At 58.0% G+C, this 25394-nt stretch carries 24 protein-coding genes; 17 read left to right on the top strand and 7 right to left on the bottom strand.

The window, feature by feature from the left end:
* Positions 1 to 53 precede the first annotated feature (53 nt).
* Together C3938_RS16590 and C3938_RS16585 are read right to left on the bottom strand one after the other, a co-directional pair.
* Positions 54 to 839 (bottom strand): pseudouridine synthase, encoded by a 786-nt coding sequence (locus tag C3938_RS16590; protein WP_233998961.1) that lies wholly within the window; start codon positions 837 to 839, stop codon positions 54 to 56.
* On the bottom strand, positions 826 to 1209 hold the full coding sequence (locus C3938_RS16585; RefSeq protein ID WP_105104321.1) for a YchJ family protein: 384 nt from the start codon (positions 1207 to 1209) through the stop codon (positions 826 to 828). The genes C3938_RS16590 and C3938_RS16585 overlap by 14 nt, the downstream gene beginning before the upstream one ends.
* 170 nt (positions 1210 to 1379) lie before the next feature.
* Here C3938_RS16585 and C3938_RS16580 point away from each other — a divergent pair, with 170 nt between their 5' ends.
* Positions 1380 to 1718 (top strand): hypothetical protein, encoded by a 339-nt coding sequence (locus C3938_RS16580; RefSeq protein WP_105104320.1) that lies wholly within the window; start codon positions 1380 to 1382, stop codon positions 1716 to 1718.
* Positions 1719 to 1749: 31 nt separating this feature from the next.
* On the opposite strand, the gene C3938_RS16575 is transcribed toward C3938_RS16580, so the two are convergent.
* A complete protein-coding gene (locus C3938_RS16575; RefSeq protein WP_105104319.1) occupies positions 1750 to 3405 on the bottom strand; it encodes a hybrid sensor histidine kinase/response regulator in 1656 nt (551 codons plus the stop codon).
* Positions 3406 to 3631: 226 nt separating this feature from the next.
* On the opposite strand from C3938_RS16575, the gene C3938_RS16570 reads away from it, so the two are divergent.
* The 3 genes from C3938_RS16570 to C3938_RS16560 are packed head-to-tail and all read left to right on the top strand — an operon-like array spanning position 3632 to position 6792.
* Complete coding sequence (locus C3938_RS16570) at positions 3632 to 5092, top strand: amidohydrolase (RefSeq protein ID WP_233998960.1); 1461 nt, start codon at positions 3632 to 3634, stop codon at positions 5090 to 5092.
* Positions 5089 to 6390: an amidohydrolase family protein gene (locus C3938_RS16565; protein ID WP_233998959.1), complete on the top strand. Its 1302-nt coding sequence runs from the start codon at positions 5089 to 5091 to the stop codon at positions 6388 to 6390. The genes C3938_RS16570 and C3938_RS16565 overlap by 4 nt, the downstream gene beginning before the upstream one ends.
* Positions 6391 to 6399: 9 nt before the next feature.
* Positions 6400 to 6792, top strand: a complete 393-nt coding sequence (locus C3938_RS16560; RefSeq protein WP_105104318.1) for an MAPEG family protein — start codon at positions 6400 to 6402, stop codon at positions 6790 to 6792.
* Positions 6793 to 6931: 139 nt separating this feature from the next.
* Here the strand turns inward: C3938_RS16560 and C3938_RS16555 are convergent, their stop codons facing one another.
* The gene (locus tag C3938_RS16555) at positions 6932 to 7234 is read right to left on the bottom strand and encodes a YebG family protein (protein ID WP_105104317.1); all 303 of its coding nucleotides are present in this window, start codon (positions 7232 to 7234) and stop codon (positions 6932 to 6934) included.
* 439 nt (positions 7235 to 7673) lie between these two features.
* On the opposite strand from C3938_RS16555, the gene C3938_RS16550 reads away from it, so the two are divergent.
* The 3 genes from C3938_RS16550 to C3938_RS16540 all read left to right on the top strand — a co-directional run bounded on the left by C3938_RS16550 (position 7674) and on the right by C3938_RS16540 (position 9552).
* A complete protein-coding gene (locus tag C3938_RS16550) occupies positions 7674 to 8555 on the top strand; it encodes a DUF6249 domain-containing protein (RefSeq protein WP_105104316.1) in 882 nt (293 codons plus the stop codon).
* A gap of 12 nt (positions 8556 to 8567) precedes the next feature.
* The gene (locus tag C3938_RS16545; RefSeq protein WP_105104315.1) at positions 8568 to 9122 is read left to right on the top strand and encodes an RNA polymerase sigma factor; all 555 of its coding nucleotides are present in this window, start codon (positions 8568 to 8570) and stop codon (positions 9120 to 9122) included.
* Between the two features lie 67 nt (positions 9123 to 9189).
* Positions 9190 to 9552 carry a hypothetical protein gene (locus C3938_RS16540; protein ID WP_233998958.1) on the top strand — a complete coding sequence of 121 codons (363 nt, stop codon included), beginning with the start codon at positions 9190 to 9192 and terminating at the stop codon, positions 9550 to 9552.
* A gap of 94 nt (positions 9553 to 9646) precedes the next feature.
* On the opposite strand, the gene C3938_RS16535 is transcribed toward C3938_RS16540, so the two are convergent.
* Entirely contained in the window at positions 9647 to 10162 is a 516-nt protein-coding gene (locus C3938_RS16535) for an LEA type 2 family protein (RefSeq protein ID WP_105104313.1), read from the bottom strand.
* Between the two features lie 208 nt (positions 10163 to 10370).
* Between C3938_RS16535 and C3938_RS16530 the strand changes: the two genes are divergently transcribed.
* Positions 10371 to 11288, top strand: a complete 918-nt coding sequence (locus C3938_RS16530) for a 2OG-Fe(II) oxygenase (protein WP_158681745.1) — start codon at positions 10371 to 10373, stop codon at positions 11286 to 11288.
* 2 nt (positions 11289 to 11290) lie between these two features.
* Positions 11291 to 12250: a mechanosensitive ion channel family protein gene (locus C3938_RS16525; protein WP_105104311.1), complete on the top strand. Its 960-nt coding sequence runs from the start codon at positions 11291 to 11293 to the stop codon at positions 12248 to 12250.
* A 30-nt stretch (positions 12251 to 12280) separates the two neighbouring features.
* Here C3938_RS16525 and maiA read toward each other — a convergent pair whose 3' ends face one another.
* Positions 12281 to 12916, bottom strand: a complete 636-nt coding sequence (gene maiA, locus C3938_RS16520) for a maleylacetoacetate isomerase (RefSeq protein WP_105104310.1) — start codon at positions 12914 to 12916, stop codon at positions 12281 to 12283.
* Between the two features lie 312 nt (positions 12917 to 13228).
* Between maiA and C3938_RS16515 the strand changes: the two genes are divergently transcribed.
* The 6 genes from C3938_RS16515 to C3938_RS16490 all read left to right on the top strand — a co-directional run bounded on the left by C3938_RS16515 (position 13229) and on the right by C3938_RS16490 (position 20145).
* Positions 13229 to 13750, top strand: coding sequence for a MarR family winged helix-turn-helix transcriptional regulator (locus C3938_RS16515; RefSeq protein ID WP_105104309.1), 522 nt, complete (start codon positions 13229 to 13231; stop codon positions 13748 to 13750).
* Positions 13751 to 13846: 96 nt separating this feature from the next.
* Positions 13847 to 15043 (top strand): aromatic amino acid transaminase, encoded by a 1197-nt coding sequence (locus C3938_RS16510; RefSeq protein WP_105104308.1) that lies wholly within the window; start codon positions 13847 to 13849, stop codon positions 15041 to 15043.
* A 129-nt stretch (positions 15044 to 15172) separates the two neighbouring features.
* Positions 15173 to 16570 (top strand): class II 3-deoxy-7-phosphoheptulonate synthase, encoded by a 1398-nt coding sequence (locus tag C3938_RS16505; RefSeq protein ID WP_105104307.1) that lies wholly within the window; start codon positions 15173 to 15175, stop codon positions 16568 to 16570.
* A 53-nt stretch (positions 16571 to 16623) separates the two neighbouring features.
* A complete protein-coding gene (locus tag C3938_RS16500; RefSeq protein ID WP_105104306.1) occupies positions 16624 to 17304 on the top strand; it encodes a glutathione S-transferase family protein in 681 nt (226 codons plus the stop codon).
* Between the two features lie 291 nt (positions 17305 to 17595).
* Positions 17596 to 19815: a M3 family metallopeptidase gene (locus tag C3938_RS16495; protein WP_199775637.1), complete on the top strand. Its 2220-nt coding sequence runs from the start codon at positions 17596 to 17598 to the stop codon at positions 19813 to 19815.
* 123 nt (positions 19816 to 19938) lie between these two features.
* Positions 19939 to 20145 (top strand): DUF2905 domain-containing protein, encoded by a 207-nt coding sequence (locus tag C3938_RS16490; RefSeq protein WP_105104304.1) that lies wholly within the window; start codon positions 19939 to 19941, stop codon positions 20143 to 20145.
* A 1-nt stretch (position 20146) separates the two neighbouring features.
* On the opposite strand, the gene C3938_RS16485 is transcribed toward C3938_RS16490, so the two are convergent.
* Positions 20147 to 20629: an Lrp/AsnC family transcriptional regulator gene (locus C3938_RS16485; protein WP_105104303.1), complete on the bottom strand. Its 483-nt coding sequence runs from the start codon at positions 20627 to 20629 to the stop codon at positions 20147 to 20149.
* A gap of 420 nt (positions 20630 to 21049) precedes the next feature.
* Between C3938_RS16485 and C3938_RS16480 the strand changes: the two genes are divergently transcribed.
* Together C3938_RS16480 and C3938_RS16475 are read left to right on the top strand one after the other, a co-directional pair.
* A complete protein-coding gene (locus tag C3938_RS16480) occupies positions 21050 to 24574 on the top strand; it encodes an indolepyruvate ferredoxin oxidoreductase family protein (protein WP_105104302.1) in 3525 nt (1174 codons plus the stop codon).
* Between the two features lie 252 nt (positions 24575 to 24826).
* Positions 24827 to 25222, top strand: a complete 396-nt coding sequence (locus C3938_RS16475; RefSeq protein ID WP_105104301.1) for a glycine zipper family protein — start codon at positions 24827 to 24829, stop codon at positions 25220 to 25222.
* Positions 25223 to 25394: the final 172 nt, after the last annotated feature.

The following is a 25394-nucleotide window of genomic DNA, read 5'->3' as shown; positions in this document are numbered from 1 at the left end:
ACGATTCCGTTGCTGTGCCGTATTTGCGGCTGTGGTTGTCAGTGATTGGGCGATCAGGGCCGGTGTTGTGCGGGGGCGGGCGCCTCGGGCAGCGCCCATCCGAACTGTTGCATCAGTGCAACAAAGCAACCCCGTGGGTTGGCCCGCAATTCGAGCGGTACCTCGGTGACCGGGTGCTGCAGGTGCAACCGGTATGCGTGAAGCAGCAGTCTCGCACACTGCAGCTGTTCCGCGAAGAAGCGATTGTGGGTGGACTTGCCGTATTTGGGGCAGCCGATCAGCGGGTGATGGATGTGCTTGAAGTGCCGCCGGATCTGGTGGCGGCGACCGGTGACCAGTTCCACTTCCACCAGTGAGTAACGGCTGCTTGGATAGCGGTCGACTTCGAAAGGCAGTTCCACGGTGGCGAGGCGGCGGTAACGGGTGATGGCCTCCTGGCGGGGGAGGTCGCTCTTGGGGCGCTTGCGCTGGTGCTTGAAGTCCGCCACCGGGGGAAGTGGATAATCGATAACAGCCTGTTCCGGGCAATATCCGCGGCATACCGCGAGGTATTGCTTGATGGCGGAATCGCTGTCGAGTTGCGCCTGCAAGCGCGCGGCCACGTCACTGCTTTTCGCAAATATGATGACACCGGAGGTGGGTTTGTCCAGGCGGTGAACGGGAAAGAGGTGGCAACCGGTGAGATCCCGCAGCGTCTGCAACAGGATACGTGTTTCGTGGCGGTCTATGTCCGAGCGGTGCACCAGCCAGCCTTCGGGTTTGTAGGCGGCGACGAGGTATTCGTCTTCAAAAATCAGCTCCGGCATTTCTTTCGGAACGGCATTGTCAGGGCCAGTCACTGAGGGGCTCCACATATACCCAGCGCTTCTTGTACTGCTTGAACAGGGAAATTTCGTGCAGTGCCGACTCACTATTGCCCGCACCGTCGCGGTACCAGGCTCTGAACTCGACGATGGACGTTTTCAGTCCCTGTTTGCTTTTAATGATCTCCAGCCGGCACCAGTCGGTGGTGAGGTCGTCGGCGCGCAGATCCGGGCAGGTGTCCGGGTGCCAGCTCTTGCGCAGGTAAGCCAGGTTGCCGGTTGCGTAGGCGGTAAAGCGGCTGCGCATCAGGTTCTCGGCGGTGCTGGGGTAGGTCTGGCCGGAGAGGTACAGGCCGCAGCATTGGGTGAAGGGCTTATGGGAGCAGCAGGGGCAGAGTTGGAGCATGGATCTGTCTGTTCGGAGCCGTCGGTAGAAAGTGGGTAAGGTAAACAACGGAAACGGGGGCGCATGATAGCAGCGGCGCGCGAGACTGGCAGGTCAATTATAGCGGGGAAAGAGGCGCCACAGCTGCTAGGCTTTTAGGTAGTGGTAATGATTGCGCGAGTACAGGTGATATGAAGCGTTGGACCTTCTGCTCCGGATCAACTTTCCTTGTTGCGATCACCTTTGCGGTGATCGGCTGCGCGATCTCTGGTGCCGCGGTGTCGCAGACGGTGGAAAGTGGTCAGCAACAGCAGGCGGGCCAGAGTCCGAGCCTGGCATTTTGTCAGGAACGTTTCCTGGAAAAGGACGATGGGTTGCTTCGCTGTAACTGGGCGGTGAACTTCAACTTCGCCTGTTTTGTATCCTACCCGTCCAACAAGGTGGTACAGGTGGGGTCGTTACTCTCTGAGCCGGAGGTGGTGGGGGAGTGCGACAGCGGCGAACGTATTATCAAAATCCTGCACTACTGAATCCGCAGCCGGGTATGGTCGCGGCCGATATTTACCAGACTTCCCTCGTTTCCCCCTCCAGCGTGAGGTCGCCATTGGCGAGCATTACTGAAATTTTCCGCTGTAGTTGGTCGTAGGTGAACGGCTTTCTGATGCAGTCGAGAATCCCGTCCGCCAGAATGTCCTGCACCTTGCTTTCCACACTGTAGCCCGTTGCCAGCAAGGCTTTGATCCCTGGATTAATTCTTTTCAGTTCCGCGAACAGTTGTTGTCCATCCATTTGCGGCATGATCATGTCCAGCAATACAAGATCAATTTCCGGAAAGTTATCAGCATAAAATTCGATGGCTTCCGCCGCGGTGCCGAAGGTTTCCACCTTGTGGCCGTGCATTTCAAACAGGGCTTTGGAATAACTGCGCACAATCGCCTCGTCGTCCACCACCATCATGCGGATGCTGCGTTCTTGCACGGTGGTCTTCTGCGGTTTGCTTTTCAGATGCTTGCTGCAGTCGAGAGTGATCGGCAGATACAGGTCAAAACAACTGCCTTTGCCGGCGGCCGAGCGGCATTGGATTGCGCCTTTGTGTAGGTGCGTGGTGCCGTAGACAGCCGCCAGCCCGAGGCCGGCGCCGCGGCCACTGACTTTGGTGGTGAAGAAGGGCTCGAAGATTCGCCGGCGCACCTCTTCGGTCATACCCATGCCGCTGTCGCTGACGGTAATGCGCAGATACTGCCCCGGTTCCAGTTGGAAATCGCAAATGGAGGTCGCGGTCTCAATGATTTCATTGCACGTGCTGAACACCAGCTCACCACCTGCGGGCATTGCGTCTTTGGCATTGATACCGAGATTCAGCAGTGCGCTTTTCAATTGCGCGGAGTCGCCTTTGACGTGTGGCCGCCCGGCGTTCAGTTGTTGCCTGATGATAATGCGGCGGTCGATGGTGCGCGCGAGCATGGCGCAGACGTCGCGCACGATGTCGTGTGTGTTGCAGTCACGGAGTTGGTAGGAGCCTTTGCGGGCGAAGGTGAGCAGTTGTTTGGTCAGTTCCGCGGCGTGGTGCGCGGTAGTGAGAATCTGACTGGCGTACTCTGCGATCCTGGTATCAAAGGTGGTCTGGTGGATGACCTCCGCAAACCCGGCGATACCGTGAATCATATTGTTAAAATCGTGGGCGATGCCTCCGGCCAACTCACCGATGGCCTGCATCTTCTGGGCCTGACGGAGCTCTTCTTCCAGTAGCCGCTGCTTGGTGATATCACTGCCGATGCTCAGTACACCGATGGTTTCACCACGATCATCGGTCAGCACCTTATTGGTCCAGGCTATCCAGACCCGCGTGCCGTTCTTGGTAATGTTTTCGTTGACGTTGTAGCGATGTTCTTCCGGATAGTTGCTGATGTGCTCCATCAGTGGGCGGAGATCGCGGCCGGTGCTTTCATTTTCCGGCACAATGGTGCCGATGACATGTCGGCCGATAATCTCGTCTTCGGCAAACCCGAAGAAATTCTGCGCATATTCATTGAAGAAGGTGACTACGCCACTTTTGTCCCAGCGCAGGATGATGGAATTGGCGTGCTCCACCAGCTCCCGATACCGCTCTTCGCTTTTGCGGAGCGCCTCATACACCTCGAGAGAGCCCTGATCGCTGGGTGGCGGACGGCTTTGCTGTGCAGGCTCTTTTACGTCTGCATTTATTGGTTTTTCCATTGGTCCATCCTGGAGCCCGGGAAAGAACAGGGATTGCAACATGGCTTTTGGTGATTGTCTAGCCAATCACCCAGACCGGAGGGGTCGTCATTTGCATTTGGCGAATTGTGTCAAAATTTGCATGGTTGGTCGGTAATTGCCGTAGCTGGCGCAATGGCCAATTGCTGCTAGCATGGGCGGAGTTTTCACTGGGGCTTACTGACAAGAGCAATAGAAAGGAGGGGGGATGCAGTTCACTCTGAACTCAAACACCATCGCGCGGCGCGCGATGGGGGCGGCCGGTGGCGCACTGCTGGTAGCAGCATTGGTGTCCTGCGGCGGCGACAAACAGAAGGAAAACGACGGGCCTGATTTTTCCCGGCAGAGTGCCTTTCCGTCCACCTACAAGGCCGAAGAGGCGGCACCGGTTCTGATTCGCGGCGCGACGGTACTGACCGGCACGGGGGAGCAATTGACCAATGCCGACATCCTGTTGCGGGATGGCAAGATTGCAGCCATCGGCGAAAGATTGAAGGCGCCGAAAAAAGGCATAGTGGTCGAGGGAGCCGGCAAATGGGTGACCCCGGGCATCATCGATGTGCACTCCCATCTCGGTGATTATCCCGCACCCTCCATCGAGTCGTCTCAGGACGGCAACGAGATGACCTCGCCCAACACGGCGCAGGTCTGGGCGGAACATTCTGTGTGGACCCAGGATCCTCAGTTTGCGTTGGCGCTGGCCGGTGGCGTTACCACTCTGCAGATTCTTCCGGGGTCCGCCAACCTGTTTGGCGGCCGTGGCGTAACCCTGAAAAACGTACCCGGTCGCAGTGTGCAGGATATGAAATTCCCCGGTGCGCCCTACGGTTTGAAAATGGCCTGCGGAGAAAACCCCAAGCGGGTATACGGCGACAAGGGAACCCTGCCTTCCACCCGGATGGGCAATGTGGCCGGATACCGCCAGGCCTGGATCGACGCGGCGGCCTACCGCCACAAGTGGGACGAATACAAGAAAAATGGCGGCGAAGCGCCGGACCGCGACCTGCAGCTGGAAACTCTGGCGGGGGTACTGAATGGCGAAATTCTGGTGCACAACCACTGCTATCGCGGTGAAGAAATGGCCATCATGATGGATGTGGCGAAGGAGTTTGGCTTCCAGATCACTGCCTTTCACCACGCGGTAGAGGCCTACAAGGTGGCGGATCTGCTGGCGGAAAACAACGTGTGCGCGGCGGTCTGGGCCGACTGGTGGGGCTTCAAGCACGAGGCGTTCGATATGACCGAGGCCAACCTCGCCATCATCGACCAGGCCAAGGCCTGCGGCATGATTCATTCGGATTCGGAAATCGGCATCCAACACCTGAACGAGGAGACCGCCAAGGCCATGGTGGCCGGCCAGCGCGCCGGCTTCGCGATTGAACCCCGTCATGCGGTGGCCTGGATGACGCTCAATCCCGCGAAAGCGCTGGGTATCGATGAGGTCACCGGCAGCCTGGAGAAGGGCAAGATGGCGGATCTGGTGGTGTGGTCTGGCAATCCGTTCAGCGTTTACAGCAAGGCCGAAAAGGTCTTTATCGACGGCAACCTGATGTACGACCGCAGTAATCCCGAGCGTCAGCCTTACAGCGATTTTGAGTTGGGCATTATGGACGCCGAAGGTGAGCGCTTGTCCGAGAGTCGTGTTAAAGGGCAGGGAGGTGCACAATGAATCGCACGAATATTCGTTCCCGCGGAATTGCGCGGATGGCACTGGCACTACTTTCCGGATTGGCATTGAGTGCCCAGGCACAGACCGTGCTGATCAAGGACGCGAAGATCGTCACCCTGACCGATCAGGGGACGCTGGAATCTGCCGATCTGCTGGTGCGCAACGGGCGCATCGAACAGATCGCAGACCGCCTTGGAGACCTGAGCGCGGATCTGATAATCGACGGACGCGGCAAGGTGGTGACCCCCGGTCTGATCGCACCCAGTAGCGAACTGGGCCTGACCGAGATCAGCGCCGCCGCTTCCACCAACGACGGAGCAGTACAGGATACCTCCATCGGCGCAGGCTTTGATCCCTCGGTGGCGTACAACCCGCGCTCCACTCTGATCCCCTTCAACCGCGCTGGCGGTCTCACTCAGGCGGTAGTCGTACCGGGCAGCGAGGAAAAAATCTTCGCGGGGCAGGGGTTCGCCATCCGTCTCACTGGAGACTTCGACAGTATCATCGGCACTGGGCTGGTGCAGAAGGTGTACTTCGGTGAGTACGGTGCGCAACTGGCCGGTGGTAGCCGGGCGCGAGCGTATGAGCAGATCGAAAGTGCACTGGAGGATGCGGTGGAATACGCCGGTAACCGCGAGGCCATCCGCAAGGGGGAGTGGCGGGATCTGGATTTTTCCATCGCGGACCTCGAAGCGTTGCAGCCGCTGATCAGGGGTGAGCAACCATTGCTGATCAGTGCCAATCGCGCCAGCGACATTCTGCAGGTGCTGGCGCTGGGCAAAAAATACAACCTGAAGCTGATCGTGCAAGGGGCTGCGGAAGGCTGGATGGTGGCGGATCAGCTTGCGGCCGCGCGGGTGCCCGTGGTGATCGATGCACTGGGCAATTCTCCCGATGCGTTCGAGAAGTTGGGCGCGCGACTGGACAATGCGGCACTGATGCAGAAAGCCGGCGTCATCGTGGCGATCAGCGGACCGGGCTATGCCGGTTCCCACAATAGCTATCTCTCCCGTCAGGGCGCCGGTAATGCGGTGGCCTACGGCCTTCCGTATGAGGAAGGGGTTAAAGCCATCAGTGCCAATGTCGCCACCATTTTCGGTCTGGAAGGCGGTGTGCTTGCGCCCGGCAGCCGGGCGGACCTGGTGCTGTGGAGTGGTGATCCGCTGGAAGTCACCAGCTTCGCCGAGCTGGTACTGATTGATGGCAAGCCCCAGTCTCTGGTGAACCGCTCGACCCGCCTGCGCGACCGCTACCTGCACCCGCAGGCGGGAACTGGCCACGGCTACAAATTGAAGTGAGGAAATAAAATGCAGAATGTAGAAATTACCGCGCTCTACGCGGGCCTGTGTGCACTGCTGGTGATTGCGCTGGCGTTCAAGGTGGTGGGGTTCCGTCGCAGTAAGAAAGTGGGGCTTGGTACTGGCGGCGACAAGGAGGGATCGGTGCTGGTGCGAGCCCACGCCAACGCCGTGGAATATATCCCGCTGGCATTGATCCTGATGCTGATCGCGGAATTGAACGGGCTGGCCCCCCTGTGGCTGCACTGTCTCGGTGGGGCACTGGTATTTGCACGTCTGCTGCACGCCATCGGCCTGATCGGCGGCAGAGGCGGCTATCATCCCGGGCGCTTTGTGGGCACCGCGCTCACCTGGCTGGTAATCATCATCCTGGCACTGATTGATATCGCATCTGTGCTGTGACCGAGCTGTTGGCAACCCGACAAGCCCCCCGGTGGGTAAAAAAGACCTCCCAGGGGGCATAAAAAAAGCCCGGCGGGGGCCGGGCAGAGTACAGGGATGGAAAAAGGGGGCTACCGTTGTGCCGGGAGCCGGGTGCGAATCACTGGTTGGCTGCGAGCGGGGTTACGTTCTCGCTGTGGGTATCGGATTCGGTGAAATTTTCGTCTTCGGTAAGCAGGTCTTCCGGCTTGCCTTTACAGGCGCGGGCCAGGACTTCGCGGCGCTTCGCCAGCATCAGGCCGATCTCTTCGCTCGCTTCTTCGGAAACACCCGCAACATGACGCTCGATCAGCGCGGTGATGTTTGCGGCCAGTTCCAGCATCTTGTCGTGTTCTTCGGCGTCTTTCTTGTTGTCGAACATGGCTCCGTCTCTATCACATTTCCAAACCGCTACTACCGCCATATGGGCCTCCTGTTGTTCTGGAAAAAAATGTACTGGGAAAATGGTCCTGGCTAACGTTGGCGCAGTCGTTGACAGTATTCCGGGCAACTGTCTCTACATGCAGCTCGCCGGGCTGTTATTGACTTGGATGACGGCAAGTTAACTGTATGGGTATCCAGTGTCAACCGGATTTTGCGCAGTTCCGGACGGATTGGCGAAATCCGTCACAGAAGAAATTTAGTGGTCGTTGCATCCAAACCAGAGGCCTCACGCGTCCATCTGCTGAACGGGTAAGAGGGTTCTGAACCCAACAGCCAGCGGGACAGATCGGGAATCGAGGTTTGCCCCCTGCAACGATCTGGTTAAAAAAGGTACAATCTGGCGCCAGTACAGCAACGGCCGGAGGCTCCCCTCCGGGACTGGCCCCAGCGCCAATTTGAGCAAGAGTGAGATAACACCAATGAGAGCGAGCAATTCACACGTACAGCGCCGGTCGCCTGTCTGGGCCTTCGCGGTGGCGGCGTCCCTGGCGATGGGAATGTCCGGGGGCCTGATGGCCCAGGAGAGCGGGGAGGTGGTGGCACCGGTTCCCCCGGTACCGCCGGTACCCAAGGTGGCGCCGGTTGCGCCAGAAGACAAGTCCACCAAGCAGGTGCGGATCCTGCGCCAGGAAGATGGCAGCCTGCGAATCCACACTCGCGATGAAAATGGCGAGAGTGCCAATGTGGAAATCAATCTGGGTGAGGAGTTCGGTGGTGCGGTAACCCGTCGAATCTACGAGAAGCTGGCGGAAAAGGGCATTCTCGATGAAAAGGGCCTGGTGGTGGATGAGGCTCTGGATTCCGTGCCGCGCAACATCGAAATCGGTATCAAGGCCGAAATGGAGCGCGCAGAGCGTGCGCGGGAGCGGGCCGAGCGCGCCCGTGAGCGTGCGGAAAGAGACATGCACCACGCGCACGAAATCGAGCAATATCGCCCCCGGGACATGGAGTGGCTGATCGGTATCATCGCCATCCTCGCGGTATTTGGCACGCCGATCCTGATCGTGTGGCTGGTGACCCGCAACAGCTACCGCAAGAAGCAACTGTTGATGGAGAACATCAACCGCATGGTGTCTGAAGGCCGCGATATTCCGCCGGAGCTGCTGGATGCAATGGAGGGTGAGCGTAGCACCAATGCCAAGGATCGGGGCTTTACGCTGATCGCCGTGGGTGCCGCCATCTTCATCTGGCTGACCGCGGCCGGTGGCCTGGGGGCAGGCAGTCTGGGACTGATCCCGCTGTTCATCGGTGTAGCCCGCTATATCAACTGGAAACTCGATCAACAGCAGCAAGTAGGTTAAGGGCGGCCATCCATGAGCCTCAATGATGAGGATCTGATCCGGCGCGTCGTCGAAGACGGGGACCAGCGGGCGTACGCCCAGCTGGTTCGTCGCTATCAGTCACAGCTGCGTTTCTCGCTCCGTCAGCTGTGCGATGGCGACCAGGCCCTGGCCGACGACATGGCGCAGGAGGCCTTTATCAAGGCTTACAAGGCATTGCCTGCTTTCCGGGGGGATGCGCGATTCAGCACCTGGCTGTACCGCATCGCCTACAATCTGGTCATGAGTCACAAGCGCAAGAACGCGCCGGACGTGGATCAGGATGCGGTTGATCGTGCCCAGGCGAATGAGAGCGTCGAAGAAGCGCTGCAACTGGGTATGGCCCGAGACCTGAATTCGGCTATGGGGGAGTTGAGTGACGTCCAGCGGCAGGCGGTGCACCTGTGCATGCAGCGCGGTTTTTCACATGAAGAGGCCGCCAGCATTATGAAGTTGCCGCTGGGCACGGTAAAATCCCACGTCAATCGCGCGCGGGCCAAGCTGCAGACCCTGCTGCAGGCCTGGCGAGAGGAGGTAGTCAGTGGCTGATTTCAAACAGCATTCTGCCGGGTCCAGTCAAAAGGAACCCGGGAATACGACGGATGGTTCTACAAGTATGGTGATTAAAGACGGTGTGGTTCATTCCGCTGCGTTTGCGCAAGGCAACGAGCCGGATTTCGACACCTGGCTGTCGCAGCAGCTGCAGTTCAACGAACCCCACCTGGATGACGACGGCTTTTGCGAACGCGTGATGGCGGATCTGCCTCCGGTGCCGGCGAAGCGCGCCGAGCGCCGCGCCACCCGCTATCAGTACGCTGCCGTCGTGGCGGCTTCCGCCATCGTCTGCTGGCAGTTTCCCCTGGAGCAGGTACTGGCGGCCATGGCGGAGCAGAGCATCAGCCTGTACAGCCTTGTAGGTCTCGGCGTCCTGAGCTCCATGGCGGCGATGACTGGCGGTATCCTTGCGGCGCGGCGCTGATACGGCGCCGCGTTGTCCTCTCCTTGCCGGAATCTCCGGCATTACCCTCCACTTATGTCCTGTCTTCCTTGGTTTCCATGCCCGGCCCAGGGGATCAGCGCTGGTATTGCCCCAACGGGATTTCCCCGCGCTTGGTAACGCGTATGGCCGGCAATAAGGAGCGCTGGAGCCCGAGTTTGGCTTCCAGTTCATAGGGCACCGTTTGGCCCTGCATCTGGATCAGTTCTGCGGCGGCCATAAATGACCCCATCAGGTTGGCGGAGGCATCCACGACAATCGTGTCCTGTCCGTAGGCCGGTATCACCGGCAGGTTGCTAGAGGTGCCGGTAATCAGCTTGTGTCCTGCCAGCTTGAGGGTGTAGTACAGGCCGGACAGCGCCAGCTCTGAGTCGTTGGGGTTGAATACCCGCAGGTGAATACGAAACCTCAGATCACCACTGTGGCCGCTCGGCATCGGCTCCAGTGATACGACCTGGACGTCCGGTGTTTCAAAATCCGGCGATAGCGTGGCGCAACCCTGAATAACGAGCAGGGGGAGCGCCAGCGCCAGCACCGCCAGCCTGATCACGTCTTTGCGCCATTTTGTGAGCATTGGGTTGTGACTTTTCATGATTTCCTTGCGGTATGTCTGTTGATCGCACTTGTGTCGGTTCGGCGTAGGACATCCTGAATGACGCGAAGTTCTGAGTCGCGGCGCTTGCTCTGTATATCCGGCCGTCCGGGTTTCGCTCTGCGTCAATGGCGGGACTATACTCTGTGACGCAATGTGGCGCGAAAGGTGGATGGCGCCGCGAGGTCGGAAGACAAAGGAGTGTCTCGTGGAGTTTGCGGAACTTCAGCCGGATCTGCAGAAATGGATTCGCGACGCGGTCAGAAATGGACAGCAACTGACGGTAATGGTTGATGCGCTGCTTAAGGCTGGGTATCAACCCTCCATAGAGCACGCCGTCAGGCAGTATATTTCCGATCCTGAGATCAACCTCCGAGAGGGGCAGGGCGCGTCCCTGCGTAAAGACGCCTTTGACGGTGTGCAAGGTGTTCAAGGGGATGGACTCTGTGATGACGGCTCGCGATTCCGCCTGTTCGAACCCGTTTCCAATCGAATCAAGCTCGGGGATCGGCAGGTTGATATCCTGCTTTCCATGCGCCAACCCAATGTCATTCTGTTCGGCAATCTGCTCGCTGACTGGGAGTGTGACGCCCTCATTGAGATGTCTCGGCCGCAAATGGCGCCGTCCCGCGTCGTCAACTCCGAAAATGGTGCCTATGATCTGAGAGATGTACGCACCAGTTTTGGAACGTATTTCAAAACGCGTGAGACACCATTGGTTGCGGCCATTGAGGCCCGGATATCCCACCTGTTGGGGGTGCCGGAAAGCAGAGGTGAGCCGCTCCAGATTCTCCACTACCAGCCCGGGGCTGAGTATCGTCCCCACTACGATTTCTTCAATCCAGAGCATCCGGGGAACAGTCGAGTGCTGTCCATGGGCGGACAGCGGATGGGTACCGTCATCATGTACCTGAACGACGTGGTATCAGGCGGCTCTACGGTGTTTCCCAGGTTGAATCTGGATATCTTGCCGCGCAAAGGGTGTGGACTGTTTTTTTCCTACGCGAATGATCAGGGTGACCTTGATTATCAAACGCTCCACGGCGGCAGCCCGGTATTGGAAGGCGAAAAGTGGATTGCCACCAAGTGGCTGCGGCTTGGGGACTTTGTCGGTCGGAGTGAGTGACGATGCTGGTACAAGCCCAGCCTCCGGACAGCGACAAAACGGACCAGCTTGCCGATGCGCTCGAGCTTGCCGAAGTCGCACCATCGTCCTTTCCGGAAATTCTCGATGCGGTGACCGCCTCCATTCTGAATATCTGGACGGGGTTCCTCGGCCATACCCCATTTATGATTGCCAGCCTGTTGATGCTGCTGTTGACCTGGGTGTTGGCCACCCTGGTCGGGCGCTTTACATTTCGTTTTGCCAGGAAAACAACCCAGCGACTGTCGTTTCAGCACCTTATCAAGCGCCTGGCCAAAATTGCGGTCTGGGTGGTTGGTTTGTTGTTTACCGCTATGGTGCTGTTTCCCGGGCTCACGCCGGCGAAGGCCCTCGGGGGGCTGGGCTTGCTGTCGGTGGCAATCGGCCTGGCATTCAAGGATATCTTTGAGAATTTTTTCGCCGGTATTTTGATACTGTGGCGCTTTCCGTTTGAAGCCGGGGATGTCATCAAGTGTGAGAATGTCTGCGGGCGGGTGGAACAGGTGGATGTACGCAACGCCGCGATTCGCCGTGCCACCGGTGAGCTGGTAATCGTTCCCAATCTGTTCCTGTTCAAGAACCCCGTAGAAATTCTCACCAACCGCAATAAACGGCGATTTACCGTGATCGTCGGGGTGGGTTACGGCGTAGACCTCGCCGAAGCGGTGAAAACCATCGAGCAGGCAGTGCAATCCTGCAAGTCCGTGCGTGACGACGAGCCGATCCAGATTTTTCCACACGCCTTCGGTGACAGCAGTATGGAAATCGAAATCACCTGGTGGAGCGGTTCGACGCCGCTGGAGGAGCGCAAATCCCAGGGGGAGGTGGTAGCAGCGGTCAAGCGGGCACTGGATGAGGCGGGAATGGAAATTCCTTTCCCCCAATGCACACTTGCCTTCAGTCAGCCTCTGGTACTGGAGCGCGGGAAGAACAGCTCTTCCTAGGATTCCGGGTTTATCGAGGCTGTATCGCTGTTACAGGGTGCTGTCTGGCTGGTTTTCCGGTCTGGCCCTCTCAAAGGCGGGCAGTGTGGCGCAGTTGCCGGCAATCCGCGCGAGGTGGGGATAGCGCTCCATGTCCATACCGAAACGTTCCGCATTATAGATCTGAGGCATCAGGCAGCACTCGAACATTCCCGGCGTGTCGCCGCCGGCAAAGGGGGCTGGACCCTGTTTGAGTTGGACTTCCAGCGCCTGGAATCCTCCGTCGATCCAGTGGCGGATCCAGTCAATCTTCTGTTCCTCACTCGCAGCCAGTTCGGATTGAAGGTACTTGAGCACCCTCAGGTTTTGCAACGGCTGAATATCGCAGGCGATGTTGTATGAGAGTGCGCGTACATGGGCGCGGGTGAGAGGGTCCCGGGGCAGCAGCGCCGGTTCTGGGTGCTGTTCCTCCAGCCACTCGAGAATGGCGAGAGACTGGGTAAATACGTGACCGGCCTCGATCACGGCCGGTACCAGGCCCTGCGGATTGAGGCTGCGGTACGCGGGCTCCCGCTGTTCGCTCTTGAGCAGATTGACCGGATGGTAGTCATAGTGAAGCCCCTTCAGATTGAGGGCAATGCGCACGCGGTAGCTGGCGGAGGAGCGGAAGTAGCCGTGCAGTTCCATTTTCTGATTTCCTGTTGCTTGTCGACGGATGGTCGTGAGACTGGAGGGGAAGTTGGCGCTTTCCCTGCGGCATGTCTCTGAGTTAAGTCTGCGCAAATAATTTGCGCGAATCATCGGGTTGGCTGACAAAAATGGCGTCAAACCCCGTATAATACGCGGCCGATTTCTTGAAGTGCTGTGCTTTTTCCTGTCGGCGGCTGCCGGGAGTCTGAACTGCCAAAAAATTCCTGCGGCAGTGGTTACAATTGAAACCAATCTTAGTTACATTTGAAACCTGGTACAACCCGTTCCTCAGCAGGTAAATGAACCGCAATGACGACTGATAACCCTCGAAGCGAAACCACTGAGCTGGCGAATCCAATCGACGCTGTGCGACCGGACGATCTGCGACTGGAGAAGTTTCTGCCGTACCGGCTTTCCGTGCTCTCCAACCGTGTCAGCAACGCCATCGCGGATGCCTACAGCGCACGCTTTGATCTCACCATTCCAGCGTGGCGGGTCATGGCGATTCTCGGGCGCTTCCCGAACCTCTCCGCGGCGGACCTGGTGGAGCAGACGGCGATGGACAAGGTAGCCATAAGCCGTGCGGTGTCGATTCTGATCAAGAACGACTACATCACCCGCAGCGAGGATCTTGCCGATCGTCGCCGTCAGGTACTGAATCTGTCGGCGCTGGGGCGTGACGTGTACGAACGCATAGTGCCATTGGCACAGCAATACGAGAATGACTTGATGGGCTCGCTCTCCACAGAAGAGCGTCGCCAGCTCGACAGCATTATCGAAAAACTGATGGCGCGCGCGCAGGACTGGGCCAATCGCGGTCTCATCGACTGACTCGCAGTTTGCCGTCATTGATCAATCGTTTTCCCATCCAGATTACCGAGTGGCGTGCCGCTATGGGTACGCCAGTGTGAACCATCAGGAGTTACCATGTTCGACCACCTGAAAAGCCTGCCCGCCGACCCGATTCTCGGCCTGCTGGCCGCTTACCGCGCCGATGAAAATCCCAGCAAGATCGACCTGGGGGTAGGTGTCTATAAAGACGAGGCTGGCCACACTCCGGTTCTGCAGGCGGTGAAAGAGGCGGAGACCCGCCTGCTGCAGAGTGAAGAAACCAAGTCTTACATCGGCCCGGCGGGTACCCCCGGATTCAACATCGCCATGCAGGAACTGGTGTTGGGCGCGGGGCACCCGGCGCTGGTCGGCAATCGCGTGCGCTCCGCGCAAACCCCGGGCGGATGCGGCGCGTTGCGTGTGCTCGCCGAGTTCGCGAATCGGGCCAAGGCTGGTGCCACTATCTGGGTGAGTGATCCCACATGGGCCAATCATGTTCCGCTGCTCGGTAACGCCGGCCTGCAGATTAAAAGTTATCCCTACTACGACCGCGCCACCAGCACACTGCAGTTCGATGTCATGGTGGAAACGCTCAAGAATGTGGGGGAGGGTGATCTGGTGTTGTTTCACGCCTGCTGTCATAACCCCTGCGGTGCGGATCTTTCCCGCGAGCAGTGGAAGGTACTGGCGGAGATGGCGCAGAAGCAAGGCTTTACGCCATTTGTGGATATGGCCTACCAGGGTTTTGGTGAAAGCCTCGACGCCGATGCCTACGGCCTGCGTCTGATGGCGGAATCCGTCCCCGAGATGATTGTGGCCGCGTCCTGCTCGAAGAACTTTGGCCTCTACCGCGAACGTGTCGGCCTGGCAATGGTGATTTACAGCGATTCGGCGGCGGCCGATCGTGGGCAGAGCCAACTGCTCAACGTAGTGCGCGGGAATTACTCCATGCCGCCCAACCATGGGGGTGCCATTGTGGAATCCATTCTGACCGACGCTGGCCTGCGGGCAAACTGGGAAGCCGAGCTTGCCGAAATGCGTGAGCGTATCAACGGACTGCGCTCCGGATTGGTAGAAAGTCTGCGGACGTCTGGGGCTGCCGGCGATTTCAGTTTTATCCAAAGGCAGAAGGGAATGTTTTCCTTCCTGGGTATTACCCCGGAGCAAGTGCAGAAACTGCAGCAGAATTACTCCATTTATATGGTAGATTCCAGCCGTATCAGCATCGCCGGCCTGAGCCAGAACAACATGGCCTATTTCTGTCAGTCCGTTGCTGAAGTTCTCGAATCCTGATATCTGAATTATGGCCGCGCGTATTGGGCGCGGCCTGATTGTTTTTCCCGTCATTGAACAGGCTGCATGGTGACATCGCTGTGCAGCAGGCCGATCATCCGGTGCCTGTCATCCGAAGTACAACCGAAAATGGAAGTTGAGGTAGAAATCCCTGTGTCCGAGTCTTTAGTCAACCCCTGGGACCCGGCGAGCTGGCGCAAGCTCACGGCCCACCAGCAACCGAAATACCAGTCCACTATCGAGGTCGAATCCGTTGAGCGGGAGCTCGCCAGCTACCCGCCTCTGGTATTTGCCGCCGAGGCGCGCGAACTGCGCCGGCAATTGGCGGATGTGGCCCAGGGCAAGGCATTTTTACTGCAGGGTGGCGATTGCGCAGAGTCCTTCACCGATTTCAATGCCAACCGCATTCGCGACACCTTCAAGGTACTGTTGCAGATGGCGGTGGTGCTCACCTTCGCCGGCAATCTGCCGGTAGTGAAGGTGGCGCGTATGGCGGGGCAGTACGCCAAACCTCGCTCCGCCGACACGGAAGCGATCAACGGCGTGGAGCTGCCCAGTTACCGCGGCGATATCATAAACGGTATCGACTTTACCGCGGAGGCGCGGGTACCGGATCCGCGACGGATGCTGACGGCCTACAATCAGTCCGCCGCCACATTGAATCTGCTGCGCGCGTTCGCCCAGGGTGGCCTCGCGGATCTGCATCAGGTGCACGCCTGGAACCTGAGTTATCTTGAGAGCAACCCACAGCGCGATCGCTATTTGCAACTGGCGGAGCGGTTGCAGGATGCGCTGGAATTTATGGCGGTGTGCGGCATCAATTCGACCAACACGCCGGCTATTCGTGAGACCACTCTGTACACATCGCATGAGGCGCTGCTGCTGAATTACGAGCAGGCATTGACCCGTACCGACAGTCTTACTGGCAAATGGTACGACTGCTCAGCACACATGCTGTGGATTGGTGAGCGCACCCGCCAGTTGGATGCAGCACATGTGGAATTTCTTGCGGGAGTGTGGAATCCCATCGGTGTGAAAGTCGGGCCGGGTATGGCCACGGATGAGTTGATCCGTCTGATTGATCGCCTGAACCCCAACAATGAGCCGGGGCGGCTGACACTGATTACCCGAATGGGTGCGGATACCCTGGGTGAAAAATTGCCTGCGTTGGTGCGTGTGGTGGAGAGGGAAGGGCGCTCAGTGGTGTGGAGTACCGATCCTATGCACGGCAACACCGAGAAGGCGTCCAGCGGATTCAAGACGCGAAACTTCGATAATATCCTGCGGGAAATTCGCGATTTCTTTGCGGTACACCGTGCCGAGGGTAGTCACCCAGGTGGTATCCACCTGGAAATGACCGGGCAGCACGTTACTGAGTGCACTGGCGGCGCCTGGAAAATTTCCGATGCGGATCTCGCCAGCTGCTATCGCACTCAATGCGATCCGCGTTTGAATGCGGATCAGGTTTTGGAACTGGCGTTCTGTATTTCCGAATTGTTGCGCGAGGGGCGCAATGGCAGTGCCTGATCTGCTACAGGTCGGGCGCTGAAACAACCGGATCATTTGTAAGGGAGTGTGGGATGTACCAATTATTTATCGGCAATAAAAACTATTCCTCTTGGTCGCTGCGCCCCTGGCTGCTGGCGACCCAGCTGGATATTCCCTTTGAAGAGGAGCTGGTGCCGTTTGATGAGGGCGGCAGTTGGGAAAAATTCCGCAAGTTTTCCCCCACCGGCCTGGTGCCCTGTCTGGTAGATGGAGATATCACGGTGTGGGACTCCCTCGCCATTGCGGAGTACCTCTACGAATCCTTTCCCCAGGTGTGGCCACAAGACCGGCAGGCGCGGGCGTGGGCACGCAGTGCCGCGGCGGAAATGCACTCCGGATTTTCCGCACTGCGTAACCAGTGCAGTATGAATTGTGGTGTGACTGTCGCGTTGCGGGAAGTGGATGCCGCGCTGCAGAAGAATCTCGACCGAGTAGAGGAGTTGTGGTTGCAGGGGCTGACGCGTTTTGGGGGGCCGTATCTCGCAGGTGCGTCGTTCACTGCGGTGGATGCATTCTTTGCCCCGGTAGCCATTCGCCTGCGCGGGTACCAGCTCTCACTGGGTGAAGAGGCGATGGCCTACTGCGAGCGACTACTGGCGCTGCCAGGCATGCAGTCCTGGGTGGCTGACGCGCTTCGTGAGACCTGGCGCGAGAGCGTGCACGACGCTGAGCTCGAGATGTTTGGCACCATCGTGGAAGACCGTCGCGCCTGATTCCGCCGTCGAACAGACAATGCCGGGGTATCCCGGCATTTTTTGCAGGTTATAAAACAATACACTTAACAAGCCGTTATCAATGGTCGGTATGTTAGAAAAGCACAGACTTTCCTCCGCAAAGTTGATCAGAGACAGGGGGTTATTCGGCGCGAAAAGCGCTTCGCCGTATAAAAATGTGGGCTGGTCGGGGTGTCGTAGCGGCATCTGCTCCCCCGGGGTACACTCCGGGCGGTCAGTCATTTAACAGTTACATAAACAATTACAGCAAACAAAGAGAGGATCGAGTCGATGCGTCAAACATTGATTGCAGTGTCCATTGCCGCCGCCCTCGCAGCCCTGAGCGGCTGTGGTAAAGATTCCGAACAGGCGCAGGTTTCCAAACCCGCTGAACAGGTAGTTGCCTCTGCCGCCGCAGTGGCGGATGTGGCCGGCAATCCGCTGCTGGCTGAGTGGGCTGGCCCCTACGGCGGGGTACCCGCGTTTGACAAAATGAAGGTGGAAGACCTCAAGCCGGCGCTTGAGTACGGTATGGCGCAGAACCTGGCGGAAATTGACCGCATCGCCAATAATCCGGCTGCGCCGACCTTCGCCAATACCATTGAAGAAATGGAGCGCAGCGGCAAGGCACTGAGCCAGGTATTTACCTACTGGGGTATCTGGAGCGGCAATATGTCCTCTCCTGAGTTCCGCGCGGTGCAAACGGAAATGGCTCCCCAGCTCGCCGCTTTCAACTCGAAAATCATCCAGAACGACAAGCTGTTCCAGCGTGTGAAAGCCGTTTTCGATACACGCAATGATTCAGGTCTGACGCCGGAACAGAAGCGTGTAGTTGAGCTGGTATACGATGAATTCGCCACCAATGGTGCCACGCTGAGCGGTGATGCCAAGGCGCGCTACGCCGAGATCAATGAGCGTCTCGCCGAGCTGCACACCAAATTCGCGAACAACGTACTGGCGGACGAGGAGGGCTACGATCTTTTTCTGCGTAGCGATCAGTTGAGAGGTCTGCCGGAGTCGTTTGTGAAGGCTGCGGCCGCGCTGGCGGAAGAAAAAGGCCAGAAGGGTAACTACGCGATTACCAACACCCGCTCCTCCATGGACCCGCTTCTCACCTATTCAGAGGATCGTGCGCTGCGGGAGCAGGTGTGGCGTAATTACTACAGTCGTGGTGACAACGGCGGCGAACACGATAACAACGCAATCATTGCCGAAATCCTGCAACTGCGTGATGAGCGTGTAGGTCTGCTGGGCTTTGACAACTACGCCGAGTGGCGCGTGCAGAATCGTATGGCGAAAACCCCGGAAAACGCCATTAAACTGATGGAGGCCGTGTGGCCGGCATCGGTCGCCCGTGTACATGAGGAAGTGGCGGATATGCAGGCCGTTGCCGATGCGGAAAAGGCGGGCATCAAGATCGAGCCGTGGGATTATCGCTTCTATGCGGAAAAAGTCCGCAAGGCGAAGTACGATCTGAATTCCGACGAGGTGAAGCAGTATCTGCAGCTGGACAAACTGCGCGAAGGTATGTTCTTCGTGGCCGGTGAGCTGTTCAATTTCAACTTCACTCCGGTAAAAGCGGGTACCGTTCCGGTCTATCACGAAGACGTAAAAGTCTGGGAGGTTACGGACAAGACCTCCGGCGAGCATATCGGTCTCTGGTACCTGGATCCGTTTGCCCGCGCCGGTAAGCGCTCCGGTGCCTGGGCCAGCATGTACCGTGATCACAGCACGTTTGATGGCAAGGAAACCGTACTGGCTTCCAACAATTCCAACTTCATCAAGGGCGCCCCTGGTGAGCCGGTTTTGGTGAGCTGGGACGACGCCACAACGTTCTTCCATGAGTTTGGTCATGCGCTGCACTTCCTGGCATCCAACGTCGCTTACCCGACGCTGAACAGCGGTGTACGTGATTACACTGAGTTTCAATCTCAGCTGCTGGAGCGTTGGTTGAGCACCGACCCGGTAATCGAGAACTATCTGGTGCACTACAAAACCGGCAAGCCGATGCCGGCCGAGCTGGTCGCCAAGATCAAGAAAGCTGCGAATTTCAATCAGGGGTTCAGTACTACCGAGTATCTGGCATCGGCGCTGGTGGATATGAAACTGCACACCACCGATCCGAAAGGTATCGATCCGGACAAGTTCGAGCGTGAAACCCTCGATGCACTGGGTATGCCGAGCGAACTGGTGATGCGCCACCGCACGCCGCAGTTCGGTCATATCTTCTCCGGTGAAGGTTACTCCGCGGGTTACTACGGCTACATGTGGGCGGATGTCTTGACCGCCGACGCCTCCGAGGCCTTCGCCGAGGCTAAGGGTGGTTTCTACGATAAGGAAGTGGCGGGCAAGCTGGTCAAATACCTGTTCGCCCCGCGCAACGCCATTGACCCGGCGGAAGCCTATCGTCTGTTCCGCGGGCGCGATGCGGGCATTGAGCCGTTGATGCGTGATCGCGGATTTCCTGTTCCCGGCGAAAAGGCGGAAGCCACCGCTGCCGCGGGAGAATAATCTGCACGGCTGAACCGGTAACAAAAAGGCCGCGATGTTTACGCATCGCGGCCTTTTTGTTTTTTGCCCGGCTACAAGTCAGGAACTTCTACACTTAAACGAGACGTTGATGGAGGCGAAGCAGTGCCGAAGTGGCTTATTGTTCTGGGCTGTGTGCTGGTATTGATCGGCGTACTGCTGCATTTTTTTCCGAACCTGTTCAGTTGGTTCGGGCGATTGCCCGGCGACATCCGTATCGAATCCGAGCGCAGCCGGGTTTACTTCCCGATTGTGTCGATGATCATCATCAGTGTGGTGCTGAGTCTTATCCTGAGCCTGTTTCGCCGCTGAATCATTTTTCCATCAGCTGATCGAGCGGCAGTTCGGTACGGTAGCGCACCTGCTTCAGTGAAAAGCTGCTTTTGATATGGTCGATCCCCGGCAGCTCTGTGAGTTTTTTGTCGAGAAACTCCTGATACGCGTGCAGGTTCGGCACCACCACCCGTAACAGATAATCGAAATCCCCAGTCATCAGGTAGCACTCCATCACCTCGGGCCACTGGGCGATGGTGGACTCGAAGTGCTGCAGCTCCTTCTTGACCTGATGGTTCAACGTCACCTGAATAAACACACTTACCGGCAGCCCCACCATGTCCGGCTCCAGCAGAGTAACGGCGCGCTTGATAAAGCCCTGTTCGTGCAGGTTTTTGACCCGGCGTGAGCACGGGGAGGGCGACAGGCAGACCTTCTCCGCCAGCTCGATATTGGGGATGGTCGCGTCCTGCTGAAGAATTTCCAGAATGTGCTTGTCGATGGCGTCCAGCATATAGGCCATAAGGGTTCCCGGTGTTTCTATGTGTTCTGATCTGGTTGTCAAAATGGGGTGGCGACCGCGGTGAATCCACTGGCCAGCGCCCGAGTCACTGCCTTGAAAAGCATACATCGCGTGACCGGATTATCGCATCTGTTCTATCCGGAATCCGCACTCGAGCACGTTGGAGCAGGTGCATCACCAGCCGTGACGGACAACTTGATAAAGATTCTCAATAGTCCGGCCGATATCGTTGATTATTGCAGAAATGTGCCTTCAAGTGGTTAATTCTTTCCGTGTATCTCGCGTTTTTTGGTGATTTTGGTATGACCTGCTTGTCTTCTCGGTGATAGTTTACGGAAAACAACAACATATCACCGGATTGCGCCGGAACCCCTGTTATCGGGTACCTGGCGCCGGATATAGAGCGAGAAGGTCTTTACCATGGCGATGGTCGAAACGGATCAGGAACTGGGCTTTGACCGGGAGTACTCCCTCAAGGCGGCGTTTACCCGGGATTCCGGTCGTGTATTTCTCACCGGTATCGACGCCCTGGTGCGTCTGCCGCTCATGCAGAAACAGCTGGATGAACAGGCGGGCCTGAACACGGCCGGTTTTATCTCCGGGTATCGCGGCTCCCCCCTGGGTGGATACGACCAGGCGCTGTGGCGTCACAAAAAATTGCTGGCCGAGCGCGATGTTCACTTCGAGCCGGGTATCAATGAGGACCTCGGGGCGACCAACATCTGGGGTACCCAGCTGTTGGATCACTACCGAAAGCAAGCCACTCGCGACGGGGTATTCTCCATCTGGTACGGCAAGGGCCACGGTGTGGACCGTAGCGCGGACGTATTCCGCCAGGCCAACATCCAGGGAACCTCCAAGCTCGGCGGTGTGCTGGCCCTGTGTGGCGACGACCACACGGCGGAATCCTCCATGTTTTCTCACAACACCGACCAGATTTTCGAGTCGGTAATGATGCCGCTGCTGTTCCCGGCCACCATCGATGAGTACCTTACGCTCGGGCTCGCGGGTATCGCGCTCTCCCGTTTCTCCGGCCTGTGGGTCGGTTTCAAAACCATTACCGAAACCGTGGAATCCGGTGCATCTATTTTGGTGCCTGATCTGCCGCGTTTTGTACTGCCGGAGTCCTTCCCGATTCCGCCCCATGGCCTTAACTATGATCCGCACCTGAACTGGCCCGCCGAGCGCCTTGAGTACGAACGGCGCATGCTGGAGGAGCGGCTGCCCGCCGCACGCGCTTTTGCCTACAGCAACAAACTTGATCGCACGGTGGTGGATGCGCCGATAAAACGTTTTGGTATTGTCACCGTAGGCAAGGCGCATGGCGATTTGCTGGAGGCGCTCAAGCTGCTGGAGCTGACGGAGCAGGATCTTCTGGACGCGGGTATCTCCATTCACAAAGTTGCCATGAGCTGGCCGCTGGAGCCACGCGGTATGACGGAATTTGCCCGCGGTATGGAGCGGATTCTGGTTGTGGAAGAGAAGCGCCCGCTGGTGGAAGACCAGATGAAAAATCTTTTCTACGGCTGGCCGGATCAGCAGCGTCCGAAAGTGGTGGGTAAAAAAGATCTGGATGGTAATGACCTGTTGCCGGCCATTTGGGGCTTTGGCCCGGATCAGGTGGCGAAGGCCATTGCACGCTGGCTGGCGGATACCGAGTATTCGGCAAAACTCCTGCCATTGGCGGAAAAACTCGGCCGGGACGTGGTGCAGAAATCCAGCGGCCTGTTGGCGCGCGAGCCGATATTTTGTGCCGGTTGTCCCCATAACAGTTCCACCAAACTGCCGGAAGGCAGTACCGGCAGCGCCGGTATCGGCTGCCATATCATGGCGCTGGGTAAAGGCTTGCGCACGGATACCTATTCACACATGGGGGGCGAGGGTGCGCATTGGGTGGGGCTGCATCGCTTCTCCAGCGACAAGCATATTTTCCAGAATATGGGCGATGGTACCTACAACCACTCCGGTCTGCTGGCCATCCGCCAGGCAGTGGCGAGCCAGATCAATATCACCTACAAAATTCTGTTGAACGACGCGGTCGCGATGACCGGTGGCCAACCCGCGGATGGCGAGGTAACGGTACCGACTCTCTCTCGGCAGTTGTTGGCGGAAGGCGTCGGGCAGGTGTGCCTGGTCAGCGAGAACCCCGATCACTGGCGGCAACATCGCAATCTGTTGCCCGACGAACTTCAGATATTCCACCGAGATGAACTGGATCAGGTACAGCGCCAGTTGCGTGATACCGCCGGTGTTACCGCGATTATTTATGAGCAGGTGTGTGCGGCGGAGAAACGCCGCCGCCGCAAGAAAGGGCAGATGCCCGATCCGGCAAGGCGCCTGTTGATCAACCATCGGGTGTGCGAAGGTTGTGGCGATTGCAGTGTACAGTCGAGCTGTATCGCCGTAGAGCCCCTGGAAACCGCCTTTGGTCGCAAGCGGCAGGTCAACCAGTCGAGCTGCAACAAGGACATGCGCTGCGCCGATGGCTTCTGCCCGAGTTTTGTCAGTGTGGAGGGCGGTGAACTGAAGAAACCGGCGCTGGAGACCCTGGCCGAGGCCATTGATCGCGCGAGCAGAAATCTGCCGGATGCCCCCAAGCCAAAACTGGATCAGCCCCTGAATATTCTGGTTGCCGGTATTGGCGGTAGTGGTGTGCTCACGGTGGCGGCGTTGTTGGGGATGGCGGCACACCTGGAGGAGAAGGGTAGTACCACGCTGTATTTCACGGGGCTCTCACAAAAAAATGGCGCGGTTGTGGCCCATGTGAAAGTGGGTCAGGCACCGCAAGACATCACCACGGCGCGTATTCGCGATGGCGCCGCTGAGCTGCTGCTTGCCTGTGACATGGTGACCGCGGCTGGTCAGCGCCAAAAATTTGCCCGTGGTCGCATGAAGGCGTTGGTGAATACCGCGGAAGTTCCTGTAGCCGCATTTGTGCGCGATAACGAGCTTGCGTTTCCGGCGGAAGCTACCGCGGAGAGCATCCGTTCAGTGGCGGGAGAGTATTTCAGTTTTGATGCCAATCGCTATGCCGAAGCACTGTTCGGAGACTCGGTAGCCGCGAACCTGATGATGCTCGGCTACGCGTGCCAGCGCGGTCTCCTTCCGGTTTCGCAAAGTGCCGTTGAACGTGCGGTGGAGTTGAATGGTGTTGCGGTTGAGAACAACCTGCGCGCATTCCGTGCCGGTCGCCTGCTGGCAGATAGCCCTGCGGTAATTGAGCAGCTGGTGACGCCAGCGCAAGTGGTCAACATCGTCGAACCTTTGGAGACGAATGAGCAAATGGTGGCCCGCCTGGGAGGCGAACTGAGCAAATACCAGAGTGCTTCCTATGCGCGCAAGTTCACCGCTGTTATTGAAAAACTTCAGCGTGCGGAAAGTCGCCTGGCCGATGGCAATGGCGAGTTGAGTCGTGTGGCGGCGAAAAGTCTGTTCAAGGCGATGGCCTACAAGGACGAGTACGAAGTGGCGCGTCTCTTCAGCGGCGAAGAATTCCGGCGTCAACTTCAGGAAACGTTCAGTGGCGACTACACCCTCAAGTTCCTGATGGCCCCACCGTTGCTCGCGCGCCCTGATGCCGGCGGCAAAGTACGCAAAATAGTGCTCGGCGCCTGGGTGGCGAAGGTGATGCCACTGCTGGCACGGGGGAAAATCCTGCGAGGAACGCCGCTGGATATTTTCGGCTATACCGCCGAGCGCAAAGAGGAGCGGCGTTGGGCACGTGAAGTGTATCGCGCGGTTTCCCTGGTGGCGGATCGGCTCAGCAATGAAAATCGGTCCGCAGCGAGTCAATTGCTGGCATTGCCGCAACAGGTGCGAGGCTATGGCCATGTGCGCGCGGCGAAGTTTGATGCCGTGCGTGGTGACTGGCGTCGTCTGCTGAGCCAGTTCTCTGATGATCATTCCGCGCTTATCCCCGCAGACGCGGTCACCAGTCTGCGCTGATCACAGGTGGTTCGGGCCCGATGGATGATCGGGCCTGATTCCCCGGTTCCCTGTGAGACTTCCCTTACATGCGGGGGAAATGCCATTTCCCAACGTCATATTCCAGTGCCGAACTCCATGGTCAACGACAACAGATTTCGGACTGTCTGGTTCCCGGATTTTTTCGTTAATTCCTTCCCTTCACTGGCGCATCTCTCAACCTCCGTCTAAACCTAAGAGGACACAGGCGACAAAATGTGAAGAGGGGCGCCAATGAGATTTGTGGTATTGGCCGGTATGGCTCTGAGCGCAGCCGTCCTTCTTGGATGTGCGCACCAGCAGGAGCAGGTGCCCGGCGCGGGCAACATCGTGATCGATACCTATGGTGTCAACATGCGCCAGTATCAGCTGGATCTGGCAGATTGCAGAGGCCTGTCAATGGCGGCGCGTAACGATGCCGGCCGTCGCGGTGTCACAAGAGCCGCTGGCGGCGCCCTGCTGGGTGGGGCGCTCGGCGCAATCATTGGCGATACCAGCAGTGCCGCCGCAGCCGGCGCCGGAGCTGGTGCGCTACTCGGCGGCATCAGCGGTGTGGGCAGCTCCAATGCGGAAGCGAATTACATCACCCGTAATTGCCTGCGTGGACGTGGATACCGTGTACTGAATTAACACCAAGTGCTATTCGGCAATACTCACAGGACTTGGCTTGGCCGGAGGGACCCTCCGGCCTTTTTTTTGCGGGCAGAAACCACGACGGCATGTAACCGTATTGTCATCAAAAATTCATTTTTCTGACGCCAACCAAAAAAATATGCCGATAGAATCCCCGGATCAATAAAAG

It is taken from the genome of Microbulbifer pacificus, assembly GCF_002959965.1.
GTDB lineage: Bacteria > Pseudomonadota > Gammaproteobacteria > Pseudomonadales > Cellvibrionaceae > Microbulbifer > Microbulbifer pacificus_A.
This window is presented reverse-complemented; position numbering and strand designations above follow the sequence as displayed.

Excerpts from the sequence above, each read along its gene's own strand:
- C3938_RS16565 (WP_233998959.1), top strand. The coding sequence starts at position 5,089 with ATGAATCGCACGAATATTCGTTCCCGCGGAATTGCGCGGATGGCACTG.
- C3938_RS16540 (WP_233998958.1), top strand. The coding sequence starts at position 9,190 with ATGGTGATTAAAGACGGTGTGGTTCATTCCGCTGCGTTTGCGCAAGGC.
- C3938_RS16480 (WP_105104302.1), top strand. The coding sequence starts at position 21,050 with ATGGCGATGGTCGAAACGGATCAGGAACTGGGCTTTGACCGGGAGTAC.
- C3938_RS16585 (WP_105104321.1), bottom strand. The coding sequence starts at position 1,209 with ATGCTCCAACTCTGCCCCTGCTGCTCCCATAAGCCCTTCACCCAATGC.
- C3938_RS16500 (WP_105104306.1), top strand. The coding sequence starts at position 16,624 with ATGTACCAATTATTTATCGGCAATAAAAACTATTCCTCTTGGTCGCTG.
- C3938_RS16570 (WP_233998960.1), top strand. The coding sequence starts at position 3,632 with ATGCAGTTCACTCTGAACTCAAACACCATCGCGCGGCGCGCGATGGGG.
- C3938_RS16550 (WP_105104316.1), top strand. The coding sequence starts at position 7,674 with ATGAGAGCGAGCAATTCACACGTACAGCGCCGGTCGCCTGTCTGGGCC.
- C3938_RS16475 (WP_105104301.1), top strand. The coding sequence starts at position 24,827 with ATGAGATTTGTGGTATTGGCCGGTATGGCTCTGAGCGCAGCCGTCCTT.
- C3938_RS16560 (WP_105104318.1), top strand. The coding sequence starts at position 6,400 with ATGCAGAATGTAGAAATTACCGCGCTCTACGCGGGCCTGTGTGCACTG.
- C3938_RS16510 (WP_105104308.1), top strand. The coding sequence starts at position 13,847 with ATGTTCGACCACCTGAAAAGCCTGCCCGCCGACCCGATTCTCGGCCTG.
- maiA (WP_105104310.1), bottom strand. The coding sequence starts at position 12,916 with ATGGAACTGCACGGCTACTTCCGCTCCTCCGCCAGCTACCGCGTGCGC.
- C3938_RS16525 (WP_105104311.1), top strand. The coding sequence starts at position 11,291 with ATGCTGGTACAAGCCCAGCCTCCGGACAGCGACAAAACGGACCAGCTT.
- C3938_RS16515 (WP_105104309.1), top strand. The coding sequence starts at position 13,229 with ATGACGACTGATAACCCTCGAAGCGAAACCACTGAGCTGGCGAATCCA.
- C3938_RS16495 (WP_199775637.1), top strand. The coding sequence starts at position 17,596 with ATGCGTCAAACATTGATTGCAGTGTCCATTGCCGCCGCCCTCGCAGCC.
- C3938_RS16580 (WP_105104320.1), top strand. The coding sequence starts at position 1,380 with ATGAAGCGTTGGACCTTCTGCTCCGGATCAACTTTCCTTGTTGCGATC.
- C3938_RS16555 (WP_105104317.1), bottom strand. The coding sequence starts at position 7,234 with ATGGCGGTAGTAGCGGTTTGGAAATGTGATAGAGACGGAGCCATGTTC.
- C3938_RS16575 (WP_105104319.1), bottom strand. The coding sequence starts at position 3,405 with ATGGAAAAACCAATAAATGCAGACGTAAAAGAGCCTGCACAGCAAAGC.
- C3938_RS16545 (WP_105104315.1), top strand. The coding sequence starts at position 8,568 with ATGAGCCTCAATGATGAGGATCTGATCCGGCGCGTCGTCGAAGACGGG.
- C3938_RS16505 (WP_105104307.1), top strand. The coding sequence starts at position 15,173 with ATGGAAGTTGAGGTAGAAATCCCTGTGTCCGAGTCTTTAGTCAACCCC.
- C3938_RS16535 (WP_105104313.1), bottom strand. The coding sequence starts at position 10,162 with ATGAAAAGTCACAACCCAATGCTCACAAAATGGCGCAAAGACGTGATC.
- C3938_RS16485 (WP_105104303.1), bottom strand. The coding sequence starts at position 20,629 with ATGGCCTATATGCTGGACGCCATCGACAAGCACATTCTGGAAATTCTT.